Origin of the sequence: Isoptericola sp. b408 (genome assembly GCF_030588085.1) — a bacterium.
In the GTDB taxonomy this organism is placed as follows: Bacteria; Actinomycetota; Actinomycetes; order Actinomycetales; family Cellulomonadaceae; genus Isoptericola; species Isoptericola sediminis.
In genome coordinates this window covers 252,764-272,069 of sequence record NZ_JAUQYQ010000004.1, presented here as the reverse complement: position 1 = coordinate 272,069, position 19,306 = coordinate 252,764, and the positions used below count along the sequence as shown (strand labels likewise).

The window sequence follows — 19,306 nt, the reverse complement described above, 5'->3', positions numbered from 1 at the left end:
GGAACATCCGGACCTGCTGCGGTCCGCCGTGCCGCAGGTGCCAGGCAGCTTTCCGGGCGGTCGTCCACCACCCCGCCCGTCGTGCCCGCATCGTTCTCCCGCTCTCAGCCCTCGGATCGTCAGCCGGGGCACATGTTATCTGCCGTGGGAACGCTTCTGTACACCCCCGGTCACAAGGAGGTCACAACCGAGTCAGGACAGAGCGTCCTGGATCGGCTCCAGCAGGAAGTACACGACGAAGAGCAGCGAGGACACCCACATGAGCGGGTGAATTCTCCGCACCTTGCCCAGCGCCAGCTTGATGACCACGAAGGCGATGAACCCGGCCCCGATGCCGTCCGCGATCGAGTACGTGAACGGCATGATGATCATCGTCAGGAACGCCGGGATGGCGATCTCCATGTTCCGCCAGTTGATGCCCGCCACCTGCGCCATCATGAGGAACCCGACCAGCACCAGCGCCGGCGCGGCCGCCTCGTAAGGCACGAGTGCCACCAGCGGGGACAGGAACGTCGCCAGCAGGAACGCGGCGCCCGTGACCACCGAGGCGAACCCGGTCTTGGCGCCCTCGCCGACACCGGTCGTCGACTCCACGTAGGCGGTGTTCGAGGACACCGAGCCCGCACCACCGGCGATCGCGCCGAACGAGTCGACCACCAGGATCGCGCGGGCCTGCGGCGGGTTGCCCTTCTCGTCGAGCAGCTTCGCCTCGGCACCGACGGCGACCATCGTGCCCATCGTGTCGAAGAAGTCCGCCAGCAGCAGGGAGAAGACCAGCAGCGCGACCGACACCGCCGCGATCTTGTCGAACGACCCCAGCAGCGAGAACTGGCCCAGCAGCCCGAAGTCCGGCACCTCGACGACGCCGGAGAAGGCCGGGGCGTTGAGGTTGAAGCCCGTCGGGTTCGAGCCGTCGGGTGCCTTGGCGCCGATGCTCAGCGTGTTCTCGAGCACCACGGCCAGCGCCGTCGCCGTGAGGATCGCGATGAGCAGGGCTCCGCGGATCCGGCGGACCCACAGCACGATCGTCAGCACGAGCCCGACGACGAACACCAGCATCGGCCAGGTGGCGAGGTTGCCGAGCGCCACCGGGGTGCCGTCACCCGGCACGACGAACCCGGCGTTGACCAGACCGATGAGCGAGATGAACAGGCCGATGCCGACGCTGATCGCCGTCTTGAGCTCGACGGGCACCGCGTTGAACACGGCCTCCCGGAACCCGGTCAGCACCAGCACGAGGATGATCAGGCCCTCGATGACCACCAGGCCCATGGCGTCCGCCCAGGTCATCTCCGGCAGGCCGGCGATCGAGTACGCGACGACGGCGTTCAGGCCCAGACCCGCGGCGAGGCCGATCGGGAAGTTGGCGAAGACGCCCATCGCGATCGTCACGATGCCGGCGATCAGCGCCGTCGCCGCGGCGACCATCCCGAGGTTCGGCGCGTCGCCACCCCCGAGAAACTGCCCCGTGCCGTCCGGCACGGTGCCGATGATCAGCGGGTTCAGCACCACGATGTAGCTCATCGCGAAGAACGTGACCAGGCCGCCGCGGACCTCGGCCCCCATGCTCGACCCTCGCTGGGTGATCTGGAAGAAGCGGTCGATCGCGCTGAGACCCTCGGTGGGCGCGCTGGTCTGGTTCGCCATGGGCACACATCGTGCCAGAGCCGTGCCGGTCGACGGGACACGGTCCGGACAGTTCGGGCGTGACGCCGACCTCGTTCCGGGCCCGCGACGTACGATCGAACCGTGCCCTCCGTCATGACGCTGCTGCTCCACCCGGAACGCCGCCGTCCCACGCCCGGGCCGCCGGCGATCGACCTGTCTCGCGTCACGCTCCTCGGGATCGCGTGCTGGGTGGTGGCCCTGGTGGTCACCGGCGTGCTCGCCGCGGTCGACCTGGTCCCGGTCGACGTCGTGATCATCTGCGGGGCCGGCATCGTGCTCGGGCTGCTCGGCCTGCCCTGGGCCCGCCGCCACCGCGGCGACTGACCGTCAGCGCCCCAGCGCCTCCATGAGATCGGCAGCGAGGAATGCCACGGAGGCCGACACCTCCTCCGGGTTGCCGACACCGGCTTCCGCCCGTCCCGCCATCACCGATGCCTCAGCTTCTGGCCCTGTGGCCAGCAGACTCCCCACGTGCTGCAGGGCCAGTTCTGTCACCTCGGCACTGACGTCGTCCGCCAAGAGTCGCGTGAACGGGTCCGTGAGCTCGTCCGTCTCGAACTGACGGAAGAGTCGGTAGACGTCGTGGGCGTCCTTGTCGCTCGACCGCGGGCCCCCGAGACGCTCCGCGATCTTGTGCATCTTCGCAACCATCAGCGCCGCGGGACCAGCCACCTTCAAGGTGACCTCACGCGGGTCATCGGCCGCAAGCGCACTCACGGACATCAGATGATTGTCGACGAGCGCTGCCTCGAGGCCGACTGCCCGACGGGCTGCCCGGTTCCCGTGGGGCGGAATCCGTGCCCCCGGCCGACCTCCGCTTCCGGCCAGCGCTTCGGGAACCATGAGGTCGACAAGTACCCCGTCCGACGTGACCCACGAGCCAGGCTGATCGGTCGGCACGAACCCCGCTTCCTTCATGGCGTCTTCGATCAGCGGGTCCTCGTGGAGTAGCCGAGGGTCGAGGACGACATCGCTGTCCTTCGTCGCCTCGGCCAGTGCCACGCGGAGAGACCCTGTGTGCAGGTAGACCGCCTGAGCCCCGATGACGATGACAGATCCGCGCTGGGTGCCCAACGCCTCCGCGGCGTCGAGCAACGCCGACCTTGAACGGACCAGGAGATCAGGGGACTCGCCATTCATCTGTGTTCCTCTCCAACCACGTCATGAGTGCCTCTGCCTCTGACGGCGCTCGACCCGGTCCGTTCATGAGGTCAACGGCGACCTGCGTCGGACACGACAAACGCACCCCGTCCAGTGTTCGGGAACCCGCAGTCATGACCACCGGATAGGCGGGTCTGGCGACGAGCACGTTGACACCCGTCTCCGACTCCCGAAGACCTACGCTTCCTGCCAGTCCATCGGGATTCTCTGCATAGATCCACAACGAACGAGCCGGCGCATAGCTTTCCCACGCAGACGCAGCAAAGGAACCCGTCACGGCGTAGCCGCCCGTTGTACCCTGACTCAGCTTGTGCAGCACACTTTCTACTCCGCGCGGAGCAGTCCACCGCGTGATCGCATTGGTCTCGAGAAACTGGTAATCGGAGGCCCAGCGCCGAAGCATGTTCGGCCAGTCTTCGACCGCGATCTCGCCATCCGAAGTGCGCCGGACGAGCCCCTCGGCCTCGAGGAGTTCGACGACTCGATAGACGGACCCTGTTGACGCTCCCGACTCCTTGATGAGCCGACTGATGCGCCACGGCCCGACGCGATCAGCAAGTGTTCGGACGACTCGTGCTGCCGGCTCTCCCTTGAGGGTGTCGCGCCGACGCCCTGGGCCGCGCCACGGGTCGGCGGTCGCCCCCTTGTCAGCGACGAACAAGCCGGGCAGCGTCAGACTGACACGCATGTTGCCCGTCGCGTCGACATATCCGATGCCTTGACGTTCGAGCCCCTCGCCGACCTGCGTCGAGACATAGCGTGCCGCGACCACGACCGCATCGGCGTCGTAGCGGTCCCTGATCCTGGTCGCGCGGTTTGCGACGTCGACCAGGTCGCGCACACCGAGAGCAGGTTTCAGGACGACACCGATCCCGGCCCGGCGCCCATCAGGGGATTCAATCTCCCATGAGGTGTCGGCCGAGAGGCCCTTGAGCGGAGCCTCGGTGAGCGCCCACCTCGACGGCAGTCGAGTGCGAAGGAGTTCTTGTGCACGGCGGGCTACCTCGTCGCCGCCAGGTCGCCGTGCCTCTTGTCCACGCTGCACATTCAGACAATACCTCGGTTCCGTCACCAACGGAACACCTGAATTAACCGAACATCCCCGCCATGCGGCGGATCAGCCCCAGGCGGTCGTGGCCCAGAGCGCCACCGCGCGCTCCGGCTCGCGCAGTACCGCCGAGAGCAGCGCCACCCGGTCCGGGCGTCCCAGCACGTCCGCGAGCCCGGCGGCCAGCCCGGCAGCCGACGTCGCGTGCACGCGCCCCTGGGCGTCCACCCACCACGGCACCGGGCGGCCCGCCACCGACAGCCGCTCGTGCTCGAACCAGACGGCCGGCAGCCGGTGGTCCAGCACCGCGAGACGCGGGTCCAGCTCCTGCTCGGTGCCGAGCTGGTCCGGGGACGGCAGCCCGTCCTGACCCGCCAGCGGCAGGTCCAGCAGCTCGGCCAGCCCCTCGGCCTCGCTCTCCGGTGCGGGCACCACGGCGCCGAGCGCCGCCCAGCGGGCGGTCCCGGCCACCACGACGTCCTCGGCGGGCTGCACGACGACGTCGCTCGCGTCGAGCACGGGCAGGCGGTCCGGCAGGGGGTCCAGCGCCGTCGAGCGGTCCGCGGCGTCCAGCCGCTCCGCCAGACTCGTCAGCCCGCGCCACACCACCAGGGCGTCCCGCAGCGGCAGCGGCGAGCCGACCGCGGGCAGCCGGTCCAGCGCGGCCGGCCAGTCCGTGGGGTCGAGATCGCCGAGGGCGTCCGCCCCGCCCAGGGCACGACGCACCGCGACGTCGAGCCCAGCCACCGCACGCGGCTCGGGCGGCAGCAGCGGGACGCCGTCGTGCAGGGCGAAGGGGGCGCCGAACCGCTCGCGCAGCCACCACGCCGAGTACGAGGGCGCCGCGGCCCGTCCGCGCCGGACCGGGGTCAGCAGGGCGCGGCGCGTGTCCGGGTCACCGGCCAGCCGGGCCAGCACCCGCGGCCAGGCGTCGTCCGCCACGGCGTCCAGGTCGGCCACCGCCACCAGGTCGCCGAGGGCCACGCCGGGACCGAACCGCGCCGTCAGCAGCCGCAGGTAGTCCGACCACCCGCCGAGCCAGCCCGCGGCGTCGTCCGGACCGCCGTCGTCGTCGGCCTCGTCCGGGTCCGGGGTGATGACGTCCGGGACGATGTAGACGTCCGGGTCGGTGCGTGCACCGGCCGCGGTCAGCACGGGGGCGCCGTAGCGCGCCACGTACTCGGCGCCGACCGGTGCGAGACCGTCGAGCACCTCGGCCGCCCACGTCCCCGGCAGCGTGGCCTCGCGCAGCGCGACCAGCTCGCCGTCCGCCGTCGGCACGGGCAGCTCACCCGTCCAGAACGGGGCGTCCGCTCCCCCGGTGAGCCGCACCAGCGCCAGCGCCGACGCGACGACCTCGCGAGCGCCGTCGTCGCCGTCGCCGTCCAGGACCGCCTCGGCGGCGTCCAGCGCGGCACGGCGGACCTCCGGGTCCTGCAGCATCCGGTGGGCGTCCGTCGCCACCGCACCGGCGCGCACCAGCAGCGGGTGGGCGACGTCGGGGTGGACGACGCGCAGGCCCAGCACCCGGGCCGTGGCCGCCAGGGAGGCCTCGTCGCCGTCGTCCACCGACCCCTCCGGCAGCACGACGGCGCTGCGCACGCCGGCCACGCGGCCGTCCGCCAGCGGGACCCGGGCCCCCGCGAGCGACTCCAGTACCCCGGGTTCGTTCGCGTACGGCGCCAGCGAGTCCAGCAGGTCGTGCCACCGGGCGGCGGGCAGCCCCGCCGGCAGGTCGTCGACGAGGTCCGCCAGCGCGACGACGGTCGCCCCGAGGCTGCGCACCGTGGCCTGGTGGCGTGCCGGGACGCGCACCAGCCCGGGCAGCACCGGGGCGAGCGCGGCGACCAGGTCCGCGTCACCGCCGGCGTCGCCGGCGACGACCAGCGCGTCCTGCGGCGCCTCGAGCGCGGCACCGCCATCCTCCGCGCCGGACGCGCCGAGCAGCGGGGTGCCGCGCAGCGCCGCCGTCGCGGACTCGCGCACCGCGGCGTCCAGCTCGGAGCCCGGCAAGCCGGTCGGCACCAGGTCTAGCGGGTCCGGCGCAGCGGCCGGGTCCGTGGCGCGGTCCGCGGCCAGCGAGCCGAGCAGCTCGGCGTAGGCGGCACCCGCCTCGGCGGCCAGCCGGTCGGTGGCCGGGCCGGGCAGCACGCGACGGCGTCCGGCGTCGACCGGGAACGTCGCGAGCAGCACGGCCGGCAGGTCGATGACCACGTCCGTGGGCGTGGGGGCGTGCAACACGCGCCGCCCCTCCTGCAGGGTCCAGACCAGCGACCAGTCCGGGCGCCGGTGCTCGCGGGGCAGGTCGGCGACGTCCGCGGCGGTGAACCGTCCGCTCCGGTCGAGCTGCGGAGCCGCCGTGCGGGCCGAGCGGTCCCAGGTGCGCTCGTCCTCGGTGCCGGACGCCGTCGTCACCGCGACGGAGAGGTGGTCGACAGCGGGGAACGCCAGCAGGAGCACGTCGTCGAGCTCGGCGAGCTGGCGGCGCACCGCCTCCACCGCGGCGGTGTCGCGCAGCCGCAGCTCGACCACGGTGTCCGCGGCGGAGCCGGCGTCCAGCGCGGGCGCCGGGAACGGCAGGCGCAGCACCGGCAGGTCGTCGCCGCGCCCCGCGACGTCAGCCGCGAGCCGCTGCCGGTCAGGGCCGACGTCACCCGAGGTCAGCGTGGCCAGCGCGGTGCGGGTCTCGTCCAGGTCGAACCGCACACCGCCGTCGCGCGAGCTGATCGTGACGTCGTCGGACACGCCGCGGACGGCCGCGAAGCCGACGCCGAACCGCCCGACCTCGCCGGGGGCGCCGTCCTTCGCCGAGGCGCGCAGGGAGGCCAGGGAGGCCACCCCGTCGGCATCCAGGGCGTGGCCCGTGTTCGCCACGCGCAGCACGCGCGTGCTCGTGTCGAGGGCGATCTCCACGCGGCCGGGGACCCCGGCGCGGGCCGCGGCGTCGGCGGCGTTCTGCAGGAGCTCGACCACGACGCGGTCCCGGTAGTGACCGCGGGCGTGGTCCTCCTCCGAGTTCGCGTCCTCACGGAAGCGTGTGGCGGACCCGAGCCACGCCTCCGTGACCGCGTGCCGCAGCGCGGCGGTCCCGAAGACGTCTGTCGTCACGCGCGCTCGTCACCTTCCGGCTCGTCGGACCGGTCCGGCTCGTCCGGACCCGGCGTCCCCAGGTCCACCTGCTCGACCGTGGACTCGTCGATGATCGGGTCCGGGTCCGGCCACTCGCTGCGGCGCCGGCTCACGTCCGTCTCGGAGTGCGCCCCGCACCCGTGGTCCAGCGAGACGACCTTGCCGTCGTCGGGCGACCACGCGTTGGCGCACACCCCGAAGAGCTGGCCCAGCGGGCCCTGCAGCGGCACCAGGAACCCGCAGGTCGTGCACTCGGCGTCCGAGGCGACCGCCCCGCGGGAGGTCGGGCCCTGCGAGCCGCGGTACCAGCGCTCGGCGGCCTCGTCCCGGCCCTGCGGGGACAGCACCCGCTGGCGGGCCAGCGCGAGCTCCTCGATCGCGACCTCGTCCTGCTCCTCGTCACCGGTCGGCGTCCAGCCCGGCTCCAGGCGCGGGTCGTCCGCGCGGAACGGCAGCTTGTCGCCCGGGCGCACGTCCCCGGGGCGCAGACGCTCCGACCAGGGCACCCAGGCCGGGGCGAGGATCGCGTCGTCGCCCGGCAGCAGCTCGACCTCGCACACCGTGGCCGTGCGGCCGCGCGGGACGCGGGCCACCGTCACGGTCCAGTGCCAGCCCTGGTAGCCGCGCATCCCCGCCGCGAACCGGTGGGACATCAGCCGCTCGCCCTCGGCGACCGTCCCCAGGTGCTCGCCGACGTCGTCCGGTCCGGACGCGACCTCCAGCGCCGCGGCGCGCGCCAGCTCGACGGCGCCCAGCAGGACGGCGTCGTTGCGGGCGCGCGAGCTCACGCGGCGTGCCTTCGCGGGCGCCTCGGCGGATGCCATGATTCGTCTCGCTCTCAGGAATCGAGGTTGTCGGCGACGGCGCGCAGCATCGTGGCGACGCGCTTGCCCGCCTCGCCCTCCGGGTACTTGCCGCGCCTGAGCTGGTCTCCCGTGCGGTCGAGCACACGCATGAGGTCCTCGACGATGCCGGCCATCTCCGACGGCGGCTTGCGCTTCGCCTTCGCCACGGACGGCTGCGGGTCGACGACCCGCACCGACAGGGCGGACGGCCCGCGGCGCCCGTCGGCGACGCCGAACTCGACGCGGGTACCGGGCTTCGGGCTCGGCACGTCGGCCGGCAGCGCGGAGGCGTGCAGGAACACCTCACCGCCGTCGGCGCTGGCGATGAAACCGAAACCGCGATCCGCGTCGTACCACTTGACCTTGCCGGTGGGCACCTGAACCTCTTCGTGCTCGTCGTTGCTCTGACCCGACGGATGCCGGGCAATGTCCCAGAGTACCGGCGTGGGGCCGGGCCCGTCGCATCCGTGGACGACGGTGTCCGCCCCCTCCGGTCCGGGGCACGCCGCGCCCGGCCGTGCCACGCTGAGCGCACCGAGGAGAGCACCGCTCTCGGATTGGAGGGTCGGTCATGGCCCGTCATCTCGTCGTGGGGGCCGGTGCCGTCGGCCACCAGGTCGCCGCCCTGCTCGCCGCCGCCGGCGAGGAGGTCACCGTCGCCACCCGCTCCGGGCGGGACACCGGCCTGACGGGCGTCCAGCACGTCGCCGTCGACGCCGCCGACCCCGACGCGCTGTGCGCCGCCGCCGGGGAGACCGACGTGCTGTACAACTGCGCCAACCCCGCCGACTACACCCGGTGGGACGAGATCTGGCCCCCGCTGGCCGCCTCGCTGCTGACCAGTGCCGAACGGCTCGGCGCCACCTACGCGATCACCGGCAACCTCTATCCCTACGGCCCCGTCGACGGCCCGATGACCGAGGGGCTGCCCGACGCCGCCACGGACCACAAGGGCCGCCTGCGCGCCCGGATGTGGGCGGACGCTCTGGCCGCCCACCGGGCCGGCCGCCTCCGCGCCGTCGAGGTGCGCGGCTCCGACTACGCCGGTCCCGGGGTCGGGGACAACGGGCACCTCTCCCGCGTGCTGCCGGCGGCCCGCCGCGGCCGCGCCGTCGGGATGATCGGCCGCGTCGACCAGCCGCACACCTTCACCGACGTGCGCGACGTCGCGCGCACCCTCGTTACCGCGGCCGCCGACCCCGACGCGCACGGGCGCGTGTGGCACGTGCCGTCGAACCCGCCCGTCACCCAGCGCCAGGCCGTCACCGACGCGCTGGCCGCCGTCGGGCAGGACCCCGTGAAGGTCCGCGCGCTGCGCGGGCCCGTCCTCGCGGTGGCGTCCTGGTTCTCCCCGCTGGTGCGCGAGCTGCGGGAGCTCCGCTACCAGTGGGAGCGGCCGTACGTGCTCGACTCGACGGCCGCCCAGGAGCGGTTCGGGATCGCCCCCACCCCGTGGCCGGAGGTGTGCCGGGCCACGGCCGCCGACTGACGTCGTACTGTGGGCATGAAATCTGCAGCTCTGCCCTTGGTCGACACGTGGATTTCATGCCCACAACCCGCGGGGGCCTGGTCCCGGTGCTCGGCGATCGGCGTAGCATCGAACAGATGGCCGTCACGTTCACCGAGTGGGTGCGCACGCGCACGGACGACGAGCTCGTGACGCTGCTGCGCGCCCGACCCGACCTCGGCACCCCCTCCCCCTCCACGCTGCGCTCCCTGGCCGCCCGCGCCGCCAGCCGCACCAGCACCGAACGCGCCGTGGCGCACCTCGACGCCGGCACGCTGCAGGTGCTCGAGTCGCTGCTCGCGCTGTCGGACGGCGGCCCCCCGGTGGGCGCCGCACGGATCGCCGCCGCACTCGGCGCGCCGGACGCCGTCGGCCCGGTCGCCCGCGTGCTCGACGACGCCCGTGACGCCGCCCTGGTCTGGGACGACGACGACGGCGTGCATCCCTCGCCCGGCCTCGAGGAGGTGCTCGGCCCGTACCCCGCCGGACTCGGCCCCGCCCGGGACGGCGACGGTCCGACGGTCGACGTCACGGCACTCTCCCCCGCAGCCCGGCAGGTCCTGGACGCGCTCACCTGGGGACCGCCCGTCGGTGTCGTCCCGCCGGAGGGGTCGGCGGCGCGCGTCGCGGTCGACGGTCTCGTGACCGACGGGCTGCTGGAGCGCTCCGACACCCGGCACGTCCTGCTCCCCCGCGACGTCGGACTGGCGCTGCGCGGCGGCCGCACGCACCGCACCCCCGACCTCGACCCGCCCCGACCCGCGGGCACGGTCGTCCCCGACGCCACCGTCGACGCCGAGGCCGCCGGCGCCGCGCTGGAGATCGTGCGCCAGGTGGCCCACGTCGTCGTCGCCTGGGACGACACCCCGCCGTCGACGCTCCGCGCCGGCGGGCTCGCCGTCCGCGACCTGCGGCGCACGGCCCGGCTGCTCGAGACCGACGAGGCCACCGCCGCGACCGTCGTCGAGCTCGCCGCGAGCGCCGGCCTCGTCGCGGACGACGGCGACGCCCCGGCGTCGTACGTGCCCACCACCCGGGCGGACGGCTGGGAGGAGGCCGAGGACGCCGACCGGTGGGCGACGCTGGCGACGGCCTGGCGCCGGTCCCGGCGGACGCCGTGGCAGGTGGGGACCCGTGACGAGAAGGGCACCGTGCGGGCGCCGCTGTCCGCGGACCTGCAGCGGCCGTGGGTGCCGCGGCTGCGCGAGCAGGTGCTCGCCGTCCTGGCCGCCCAGCCGGGGGTGGCCCTCGGGGTGAACGACGTCCTGGAGGTGCTGCGCTGGCGGTCACCGCGGGCCGTGCCCCCCGAGGCGGCCGTGGCCGGGCTGCTGCGCGAGGCGGCGCTGCTGGGCGTCACCGGGGCGGGGGTGCTGTCCTCACCCGGCCGCGCGGTGCTCGCCGCGGGCGACGACCCCGGCGAGGAGGACCTCGCCGGGGCCATGCGCACGGTGTTCCCCGAGGAGGTGCACGAGTTCCTCCTGCAGGGTGACCTGACCGGCATCGTGCCGGGTCGCCCGGGGCCCGAGCTGGCCCGGCTGATCGACCAGGCCGCCGAGGTCGAGTCCCGCGGGGCCGCCACCACCGTGCGGTTCACCACCGGGTCCGTGACACGGGCGCTCGACCACGGCCGCAGCGGCGAGGACCTCCTCGCGGAGATCGCGCAGCGCTCGGCGGTCCCGGTGCCGCAGCCCCTGGAGTACCTGGTCAAGGACACCGCCCGCCGGCACGAGGCGCTCCGGGTCGGGTCCGCGCAGTCCTACGTCCGCACGGCCGACCCGGCGACGCTCGCGGGCCTGGCCGACGACCCGCGGCTGGCCTCCCTCGGACTGGTGCGACTGGCCCCGACCGTGCTGGCGGCGTCGGTGCCGGCCGCCGAGCTGCACGAGGTGCTGCGCGAACGCGGTCTGCTCTCCGCGCTCGAGGGACCGGACGGCCGCCCGCTGGGCCGGGTCCGGCGCGGGGCACGCCTGGACCGGGACGCCTGGTCGCGACGACGCGGCGGCGGGTCGGTGCGCGGCATGACCGACGCCGGGCGGCGCGAGCTCGTCGCCCGGATCCGCGGCACGAGCCGGGGCGGCACGTCGGCGTCGGCGGGCTCCCCCGACGCCGGGGCGTCACCGGCCGGCGCCGAACCCGGGTTCGGGTCCGTGCCCGGGCCCGGGCGCGGGGGCAACGCGGCGTCGCCGTTCGGCGAGGGCGTCGGCGTCGGGCGGGCGGTGCGCGAACCCGGGGACGTGCAGGCCGAGCTGAGCGAGGCGCTGCGCGACGGACGGACGGTCTGGGTGGAGCTGGTCGGCGGGTCCGGGGCGCTGGAGCGGCGCGAGCTGCGGCCGATGCGGCTCGAGGGCGGGCGGCTGCGGGCCCTGGACCCCGTGCGCGAGGCCGAGCTCACCATCGCCGTGCACCGGATCGCCTCGGTGCAGCCGACCGACTGAGCCTCTCGGTCCGCCGACCGGGTCCGCCGTGGGAGTCGCCGATGGTCGGTCGGGACGACCAGCTCGGCACGACCCGGCTCCGGGCGACACTCGATCTGGGGCCTGTGCGCTCCGCAGGATCCACGGCACCGTGGCGCGCGCCGATCACGGATAGCGTGAATCTCACGCCATCCGTGACTGGTGCGTACGCAGCAGTCACGGTTCACGGACCGCCGACAGGTACGGAATCGACATCCGCCCCCTCGCGCCGCTCACCGCCCGCAGGAACACGACGGGCGGCCGGTGCGTTGGCATCCTGGACGCCTGCCCCGCGGAAGGACACGCATGCCCGACGGCCCCCTGATCGTCCAGAGCGACAAGTCGATCCTGCTCGAGGTCGACCACGCGCGCGCCGAGGAGGCGCGCCGCGCCATCGCGCCGTTCGCCGAGCTCGAGCGCGCCCCCGAGCACGTGCACACCTACCGGCTGACCAACCTGGGGCTGTGGAACGCCCGGGCGGCCGGTCACGACGCCGAGCAGGTCGTCGACACGCTCATCGAGTACTCGCGCTACCCCGTCCCGCACTCGCTGCTGGTCGACGTGGCCGAGACGATGGGCCGCTACGGCCGCCTGACCCTGCACTCGCACCCCACGCACGGGCTCGTGCTGGAGTCCACCGACGCCGCCGTGCTCGCCGAGGTGCTCAAGTCCAAGCGGACCACCGGCCTCGTGGGCGAGAAGCTCGACCCGAGCAGCGTCGTCGTGCACCCCTCCGAGCGCGGCAACCTCAAGCAGGCCCTGGTCAAGCTCGGCTGGCCCGCCGAGGACCTCGCCGGGTACGTCGACGGCGAGGCGCACGCGATCGACCTGCGCACCACCACGACGCCCGTCTACCCGGGCGAGGAGGCCGCCGACTGGACGCCGCGGCCCTACCAGCAGCAGGCGGTCGACGGGTTCTTCCACGGCGGGTCCGGCGTCGTCGTGCTGCCCTGCGGCGCCGGCAAGACGATCGTCGGCGCCGGGGCCATGGCCGAGGCGAAGACGACCACGCTGATCCTGGTGACCAACACCGTCTCCGCGCGGCAGTGGCGCGACGAGCTGGTGCGCCGCACCTCCCTCACCGAGGACGAGATCGGCGAGTACTCGGGCTCCCGCAAGGAGATCCGCCCCGTCACCATCGCGACCTACCAGGTGCTGACGACCAAGCGGAAGGGCGTCTACACCCACCTGGAGCTGCTGGACGCCCGCGACTGGGGCCTCATCGTCTACGACGAGGTGCACCTGCTGCCCGCCCCGATCTTCCGCATGACCGCCGACCTGCAGGCCCGCCGCCGGCTCGGCCTGACGGCCACGCTCGTGCGCGAGGACGGCCGCGAGGACGAGGTGTTCTCGCTCATCGGCCCCAAGCGCTACGACGCCCCGTGGAAGGACATCGAGGCCCAGGGGTACATCGCCCCGGCCGACTGCGTCGAGGTGCGGCTCACCCTGCCCGAGCACGAGCGCATGCTCTACGCCACCGCCGAGCCGGAGGACAAGTACCGGCTCGCCGCCTGCGCCCCGGGCAAGAACCGCGTCGTCGAGCAGATCGTGGCCGACCACCCCGACGACCAGGTGCTGGTCATCGGCCAGTACATCGACCAGCTCGAGGAGCTGGCCGCGCACCTCGACGCGCCGCTGATCACCGGGTCGACCACCGTCCGCGAGCGCCAGAAGTTGTTCGCCGCGTTCCGCGCCGGGGAGATCTCCCGGCTCGTGGTGAGCAAGGTCGCGAACTTCTCCATCGACCTGCCCGAGGCGTCGGTGGCGATCCAGGTCTCCGGATCCTTCGGCTCCCGGCAGGAGGAGGCCCAGCGCCTGGGCCGGGTCATGCGCCCCAAGCAGGACGGCCGCACGGCGCACTTCTACGCCGTCGTCGCCCGCGACACCGTCGACCAGGACTTCGCGGCGCACCGCCAGCGGTTCCTCGCCGAGCAGGGGTACGCCTACCGCATCGTCGACGCCGAGGACCTCGACCAGGTGAAGTAGACCGCCCGCCGCCCGGGCAGGGAGCGCGTGACAACGGGCAAACGGTCTGGCGGAGCCCTACGGTGCCAGCATGGCCGAAGACGCCGCCGCGGACCGCGAGACCGCGCCCCCTGCCCCGGACGACGGCACCGGGGAGGGGACCGACCGTCCGCTCCAGCACGACACGAGCCGACCCCCGCGCTGGGTACCGCGCGTGCTCGTCATGGGCGCCGTCGCCGTCTTCGCCGCCATCTGGGTCTGGGGCGCGATCCAGCAGCTCAACACCGTCCTCGTCTACCTGCTCATCGCGGGGTTCCTCGCGCTCGCCCTCGAACCGGTCGTCGTATGGCTCGTGCGGCACGGCTGGCGACGGGGAGCCGCGGCCGCCGCCGCGTTCTTCGGCTCCGTCATCCTCGGGATCGGCATCCTGGCGCTGTTCGGCAACCTCTTCATCCAGCAGCTCGTCCAGCTCGTCAGCACCCTGCCCGACGTGTACGTGGCGGCCCAGCAACGTCTGCAGGCCAACCTCGACGTCGACCTGCCGTCCTCCGACGACCTGCTGCAGCAGCTCGTCCAGGAGTACGGCTCCGACGTCGCCTCCGGCACCCTCGCCGTCGGCACCACCATCGTCGGGTTCGTGTTCGCCGCCCTGACGATCGGCCTCGTCACCTACTACCTCCTGGCGGCGGGCCCGCGGTTCCGGGTGGCGGTGTGCCGCTGGCTCCGCCCGGACCGGCAGACCGAGGTGCTGCGCCTGTGGGAGATCACGCAGGTGAAGGTCTCGGACTTCATCAGCTCCCGGGTGGTGCTCGCAGCGCTGTCCGCCGCGTTCACCGCCGTGTTCCTGGTGATCCTGGGCACGCCGTACGCCCTGCCCCTGGCCCTGTTCACCGGCCTGGTCTCGCAGTTCATCCCCACGATCGGCACCTACATCGGCGGGGCGCTGCCGGTGGCCGTCGCCCTGACGTCGCAGGGGGTGCCGCAGGCGGTCGCCGTGCTGGCGTTCATCATCGCCTACCAGCAGCTCGAGAACCTCTACTTCTCGCCCAAGATCTCCGCGCGGGCGCTGGAGATGAACCCGGCCGTCAGCTTCGTCGTCGTGCTCGCCTTCGGCGCCGTGTTCGGGGCGCTGGGCGCGTTCCTGTCGCTGCCGATCGCCGCCACGATCCAGGCCGTCGCCAACACCTACCTGACCCGGCACGAGCTCGTCGACTCCGACATGCTGCGCGACCCGGGCCGGCAGCCGCCGAAGGGGTCACGCCGGTCCCGCAACCTGCGTGCCGCCCAGGAGGCCGCGCGCACCGTCGACGAGCGCCGGGCCGACGGTCTGGCGTGAAGCGCCGGCCCGGCGCCTCGCGACGTGGTCAGCCCATCATCTCCTCGTAGTCCGCGACCTGGTCGGCCGGCGGCGCCTCGATGCTGATGTCCTTGCCCCAGTCGGAGTAGGTGGTCGTCAGCACGACCTCCTGGCCCTCGACCGTCATCGTCATGTCGAAGGACACCGGCAGGCCGTCCCCGTCCAGCCGGAACACCATGTCCACCGGGGTCTCGTCCATCTCGTCGAGCGTCGACTGGTCGACGCCGAGCAGGGCGGGGTCGAAGGCCTCCGCCGCGTCGATCGTCACCGCGTAGACGTCGAGCTCCGTGCCCCCGACCTGCTCCGTCCCGACGTACTCGAAGGACTCCACGGCGTCGGCCATCATCTCGGCCTGCGCGGCGGGGTCCGCGTTCTCCAGGAGGTCGAGCGCCTGGGCGACACCGGCCTCCTCCTGCGCCTCGTCGAGGTCGATCGCGACGTACTCGACCTCCCCGGCGCTGAACCCGCTCATGTCCATGTACATGGTCGAGTCGACGATGACGGCCTCGACCGTCATCCCCATCGCGTCGGTGGTCATGCGCATCCGCATCTCGTCGAGCGTGGCACCCAGGACGATGTCCGCGTTCTGGTAGACGCCGTCCATCCCCGCGAGCTCGACCGCCTCACCCGCGATACCGCTCTCCACGTGCACGGTGGAGTGCCCCTCCTGGGCCTGCGCCATCCGCTCCGAGAGCTCGACGACGTCGCCCGCCACGGGGCGCCCGCCGGTGGCCTCCTCGGCGGTGGCCGCGGCCTCGGCGGCCGACACCTCTGGGTCGGCGGCCTCGTCGTCCGCTCCCGCACAGGCCGACAGCGTCAGTCCGACGGCGCCCGCCGTCAGCAGGGCGGTGATCCTGGTCCTCAGCACGTGTCCACTCATTCCGTCGTCGGTCGGCGGGTCCCCTGACCCGACCCACGAGCATCGAAGCAGGCCCAGGTCACGTCCGGGTCACGGCGGGAACCGCCACAAACCTCACCCGCTGCGGGATTGCGTCGCACCCCCGGTCGCGCCACGATGCAGACCGTGACCCCGTCCCTCCCGGCCGCGCGGCGACGTCCGGTCTCAGCTGCCGTCGCCGTCCTCACCCTCGCCTCCGCGGTAGCCGCCTTCGTCGCCCTGACCGCCGGTCCGACGCACGCGGTGGGACCCGTCGCCGCCGAGGCCCCGCTGTCCGAGCTCGACGGGGACATCACCGACGTCGCGGGTGTCCTGGACGAGGAGGGCACCGCCGAGGTGCAGTCCGCGCTCGACGAGCTCGCCGCCGACACCTCCTACCAGCTGTTCGTCGTCTACGTCGAGCGCTTCGACGGCCTGGACGGCCGGGAGTGGGCCGACGCCACGGCGAACCGGGCCCGGCTCGGCACCGACGACCTCCTCCTCGCCGTCGCGACCGAGGACCGGCTGTACGGCATGAGCTGGGACCAGAACGTCGACCTCACCGACGGCCAGCTCGACGCCGTCCGGGACGCCGCCGTCGACCGGCTGCGGGACGACGACTGGGCCGGCGCGACCGTCGCCGCCGTCGACGCCCTGCTCGCCACCACCGGGGGGTCCGGCGCCACCACGGGCACCGGCGTCGGGCAGGACGACGGCGGGGGGATCCCCGACGTCGTGCTCTGGGCCGCGATCGGCCTGGTGGTCGTCGTGGGTGGGTTCGTCCTCGTGCGCCGGGCACGCCGTCGGGACGCCGAGCTCGCCGAGCGCGGCGCGGCTGCCGCGGCCGCCCGCCGTCGCCGCGCCGCGGAAGGGGCCCGCCGTGTGGTCGGCGCCGCCGGTCGCCGCCAGTCCGCAGGCCCGGACCTGGAACGGTTCGCCGGGCTCGGTCTGGAGGAGATGCGGCGTCGTGCCGGCAGCGCCCTCGTCGCCGTGGACGACGCCGTGAAGACCTCCGAGCAGGAGCTCGCGTTCGCCGAGGCCGAGTTCGGCGTCGAGGAGACCCGCGAGTTCCGGGACGCCCTGGAGACCGCGCGCCAGGAGGTCGCCGAGGCGTTCCACCAACGGCAGGTGCTCGAGGAGACCCCGGGCAACGCCCTGGGCGAGCACGCCGAGCTGGCCGCGATCATCACCCGGTGCGAGACCGCGGCCGCGTCGCTGGACGCGCAGACCGACGCGTTCGACGAGCTGCGTCGCATCCGCGCCCGCGCGCCGGAGATCCTCGACGAGGCCGAGCAGCGCGCCACCGAGATCACCGCCCGCGTCGAGCTCGCCCGGCACACCCTGGCGGGGCTGACCGCGACCTACCCGGACACGGCCCTGGCCTCGATCCGCACCAACCCCGACCAGGCCGAGACCCTGGTCGCCAACGCCCGCGAGATGATCGAGTCCGGCCGTGCCGCCGTGCGCCGGCGTCGCCGGGCCGTCGCGGTCGCCGACGCCCGGGCCGCGCAGAACGCGCTCGGTCAGGCCGTCACCCTGCTCGAGGCCGTGGCGACCGCCGGCGACGACCTGGCGACAGCGGGATCCAGCCTCGACACGGGCATCGCCTCGATCACCCACGACATCGGTGACGCGGACCGGCTCGCCCCGGACGACGTCCGGGTCCGCGACGCAGCCGCCGAGGCCCGCGCCGCCGTCGACCAGGCCCGTGCCGCCAAGGACGGCGGCGACCCCCTCGCCGCCCTGAGCCGACTCGCCGCCGCCGAGGCCGCCCTCGACGACGCGCTGGCTCCCTCGCGGCACCGTTCCGAGGCCGACGCCCGCGCCCGCGCGCTGCTGCGCGACGTCCTGGGGCGCACCGAGTCCCACCTGCGCTCCACCCGGGACTACGTGACGACGCGACGCGGCGCCGTCGGCCCCGACGCCCGGACCCGGCTGGCGGAGGCCGAACGCCTGGTCGCCCAGGCCCGCGAGCAGCAGGCGAGCGACCCCCAGGCGGCGCTGGCCACGGCGCAGCAGGCCGAGCGCTACGGCCAGCAGGCCGCGCAGATGGCCCAGCAGGACACCGGCGGGTGGGACGCCGGCCAGGGCACGGTCGGCTCGCGCCGCGGCGCCGACATCGGGGGCATGATCCTCGGGGGGATCCTCATCGACTCGATGATGCGCGGCGGCCGACGGCGCGGACGCCGGGGCGGGTTCGGCGGCTTCGGGGGCGGTGGCCGCGGCGGCTTCGGTGGAGGCTTCGGCGGCGGTGGCCGCGGCGGCTTCGGCGGTGGCTTCGGCGGCAGTGGCCGCGGCGGTGCCGGAGGCCGTTTCTGACCCGGCCGGCGGGAACCCCAAGGCCTCCACCGACGTCGGACCTAGTGACGGGCAACCTGGCACCAGAAAGGCACCTCAATGAACCAGAAGCAGAGCATCCTCGGCCGGATCGGCCAGCTCGCGAAGGCGAACATCAACGCGCTGCTGGACCGCGCCGAGGATCCGCAGAAGATGCTCGACCAGCTCATCCGCGACTACACGAACAACATCGCGGAGGCCGAGCAGGCGATCGCGCAGACCATCGGCAACCTGCGCATGGCCGAGCAGGACTACCACGAGGACGTGCAGTCCGTGCAGGAGTGGGGCGCCAAGGCGCTGGCGGCCTCGCGCAAGGCCGACGAGCGGCGGGCCGCGGGTGACGCGGCCAACGCCGACAAGTTCGACCAGCTCGCCAAGGTGGCGCTGCGCAAGCAGCTCGACGCCGAGAGCGAGGTCAAGACCGCCCAGCCGATGATCGAGCAGCAGCGGGTCACGGTCGAGAAGCTGAAGACCGGGCTGGCGCAGATGAAGGACAAGCTCGTCGACCTCAAGTCCAAGCGCGACCAGCTCGTGGCCCGCCAGAAGGCCGCCGAGGCCCAGCAGACCGTCCAGGGCGCCATCAGCTCGATCAACGTCATGGACCCCACCAGCGAGCTCAACCGGTTCGAGGAGGCCGTGCGGCGCGAGGAGGCGCACGCGATGGGCCAGGCGGAGATCGCGGCGTCGTCGCTGGACTCGCAGTTCGCCGAGCTGGAGGGCTCGATGGAGGACCTGGAGCTGGAGGCCCGTCTCGCGGCGCTCAAGTCCGGGTCGCCGCAGCCGGGCCAGATCGAGTCCTGACCGCCGCCGCGGGTCAGCTCCGGCCGAGTCAGAACCGCGCCGGCCGAGTCAGAACCGCGCCGGCCGAGTCAGGGCTCGGGTGCGACGGGTCAGGATGCCGACCGGTCGCACCCGAGCCCTGATCCACGGCCCGAGGCCCTGACTCGCGGGTCGAGGCC

Annotated in this window: 14 protein-coding genes; 7 read left to right on the top strand and 7 right to left on the bottom strand. The window is 73.7% G+C overall.

The features are described 5' to 3' along the window. Positions 1-192: 192 nt before the first annotated feature. Positions 193-1,647, bottom strand: a complete 1,455-nt coding sequence (locus Q6347_RS12790) for an NCS2 family permease (protein ID WP_304607540.1) — start codon at positions 1,645-1,647, stop codon at positions 193-195. 102 nt (positions 1,648-1,749) lie between these two features. Between Q6347_RS12790 and Q6347_RS12785 the strand changes: the two genes are divergently transcribed. Then, positions 1,750-1,992, top strand: coding sequence for a DUF2530 domain-containing protein (locus Q6347_RS12785; protein WP_304607539.1), 243 nt, complete (start codon positions 1,750-1,752; stop codon positions 1,990-1,992). Positions 1,993-1,995: 3 nt separating this feature from the next. Here Q6347_RS12785 and Q6347_RS12780 read toward each other — a convergent pair whose 3' ends face one another. The 5 genes from Q6347_RS12780 to Q6347_RS12760 form a co-directional block, all read right to left on the bottom strand. Then, positions 1,996-2,808, bottom strand: a complete 813-nt coding sequence (locus Q6347_RS12780; RefSeq protein ID WP_304607538.1) for a GSU2403 family nucleotidyltransferase fold protein — start codon at positions 2,806-2,808, stop codon at positions 1,996-1,998. Next, positions 2,789-3,670, bottom strand: coding sequence for a helix-turn-helix domain-containing protein (locus Q6347_RS12775; RefSeq protein WP_304607537.1), 882 nt, complete (start codon positions 3,668-3,670; stop codon positions 2,789-2,791). Before Q6347_RS12775 ends, Q6347_RS12780 begins: the two co-directional genes overlap by 20 nt. 276 nt (positions 3,671-3,946) lie before the next feature. Next, positions 3,947-6,985, bottom strand: a complete 3,039-nt coding sequence (locus Q6347_RS12770; RefSeq protein ID WP_304607536.1) for a sacsin N-terminal ATP-binding-like domain-containing protein — start codon at positions 6,983-6,985, stop codon at positions 3,947-3,949. Then, on the bottom strand, positions 6,982-7,830 hold the full coding sequence (locus tag Q6347_RS12765) for a DUF3027 domain-containing protein (protein WP_171247055.1): 849 nt from the start codon (positions 7,828-7,830) through the stop codon (positions 6,982-6,984). The genes Q6347_RS12770 and Q6347_RS12765 overlap by 4 nt, the downstream gene beginning before the upstream one ends. A 14-nt stretch (positions 7,831-7,844) precedes the next feature. Next, entirely contained in the window at positions 7,845-8,228 is a 384-nt protein-coding gene (locus Q6347_RS12760; protein ID WP_171247054.1) for a cold-shock protein, read from the bottom strand. 194 nt (positions 8,229-8,422) lie between these two features. On the opposite strand from Q6347_RS12760, the gene Q6347_RS12755 reads away from it, so the two are divergent. The 4 genes from Q6347_RS12755 to Q6347_RS12740 all read left to right on the top strand — a co-directional run bounded on the left by Q6347_RS12755 (position 8,423) and on the right by Q6347_RS12740 (position 15,112). Further along, positions 8,423-9,340, top strand: coding sequence for an NAD-dependent epimerase/dehydratase family protein (locus tag Q6347_RS12755; RefSeq protein ID WP_304603144.1), 918 nt, complete (start codon positions 8,423-8,425; stop codon positions 9,338-9,340). A gap of 116 nt (positions 9,341-9,456) precedes the next feature. Then, positions 9,457-11,793, top strand: coding sequence for a helicase-associated domain-containing protein (locus Q6347_RS12750; protein ID WP_304607535.1), 2,337 nt, complete (start codon positions 9,457-9,459; stop codon positions 11,791-11,793). Between the two features lie 324 nt (positions 11,794-12,117). Next, positions 12,118-13,797: a DNA repair helicase XPB gene (locus tag Q6347_RS12745; RefSeq protein WP_304607534.1), complete on the top strand. Its 1,680-nt coding sequence runs from the start codon at positions 12,118-12,120 to the stop codon at positions 13,795-13,797. A gap of 70 nt (positions 13,798-13,867) precedes the next feature. Beyond that, on the top strand, positions 13,868-15,112 hold the full coding sequence (locus tag Q6347_RS12740; protein WP_304607533.1) for an AI-2E family transporter: 1,245 nt from the start codon (positions 13,868-13,870) through the stop codon (positions 15,110-15,112). A 28-nt stretch (positions 15,113-15,140) separates the two neighbouring features. Here Q6347_RS12740 and Q6347_RS12735 read toward each other — a convergent pair whose 3' ends face one another. Next, the gene (locus Q6347_RS12735; RefSeq protein WP_304607532.1) at positions 15,141-16,001 is read right to left on the bottom strand and encodes a hypothetical protein; all 861 of its coding nucleotides are present in this window, start codon (positions 15,999-16,001) and stop codon (positions 15,141-15,143) included. Positions 16,002-16,148: 147 nt separating this feature from the next. On the opposite strand from Q6347_RS12735, the gene Q6347_RS12730 reads away from it, so the two are divergent. Continuing rightward, positions 16,149-18,329, top strand: a complete 2,181-nt coding sequence (locus tag Q6347_RS12730; protein ID WP_304607531.1) for a YgcG family protein — start codon at positions 16,149-16,151, stop codon at positions 18,327-18,329. A gap of 78 nt (positions 18,330-18,407) precedes the next feature. Then, on the top strand, positions 18,408-19,148 hold the full coding sequence (locus tag Q6347_RS12725; RefSeq protein ID WP_304603137.1) for a PspA/IM30 family protein: 741 nt from the start codon (positions 18,408-18,410) through the stop codon (positions 19,146-19,148). Positions 19,149-19,306: the final 158 nt, after the last annotated feature.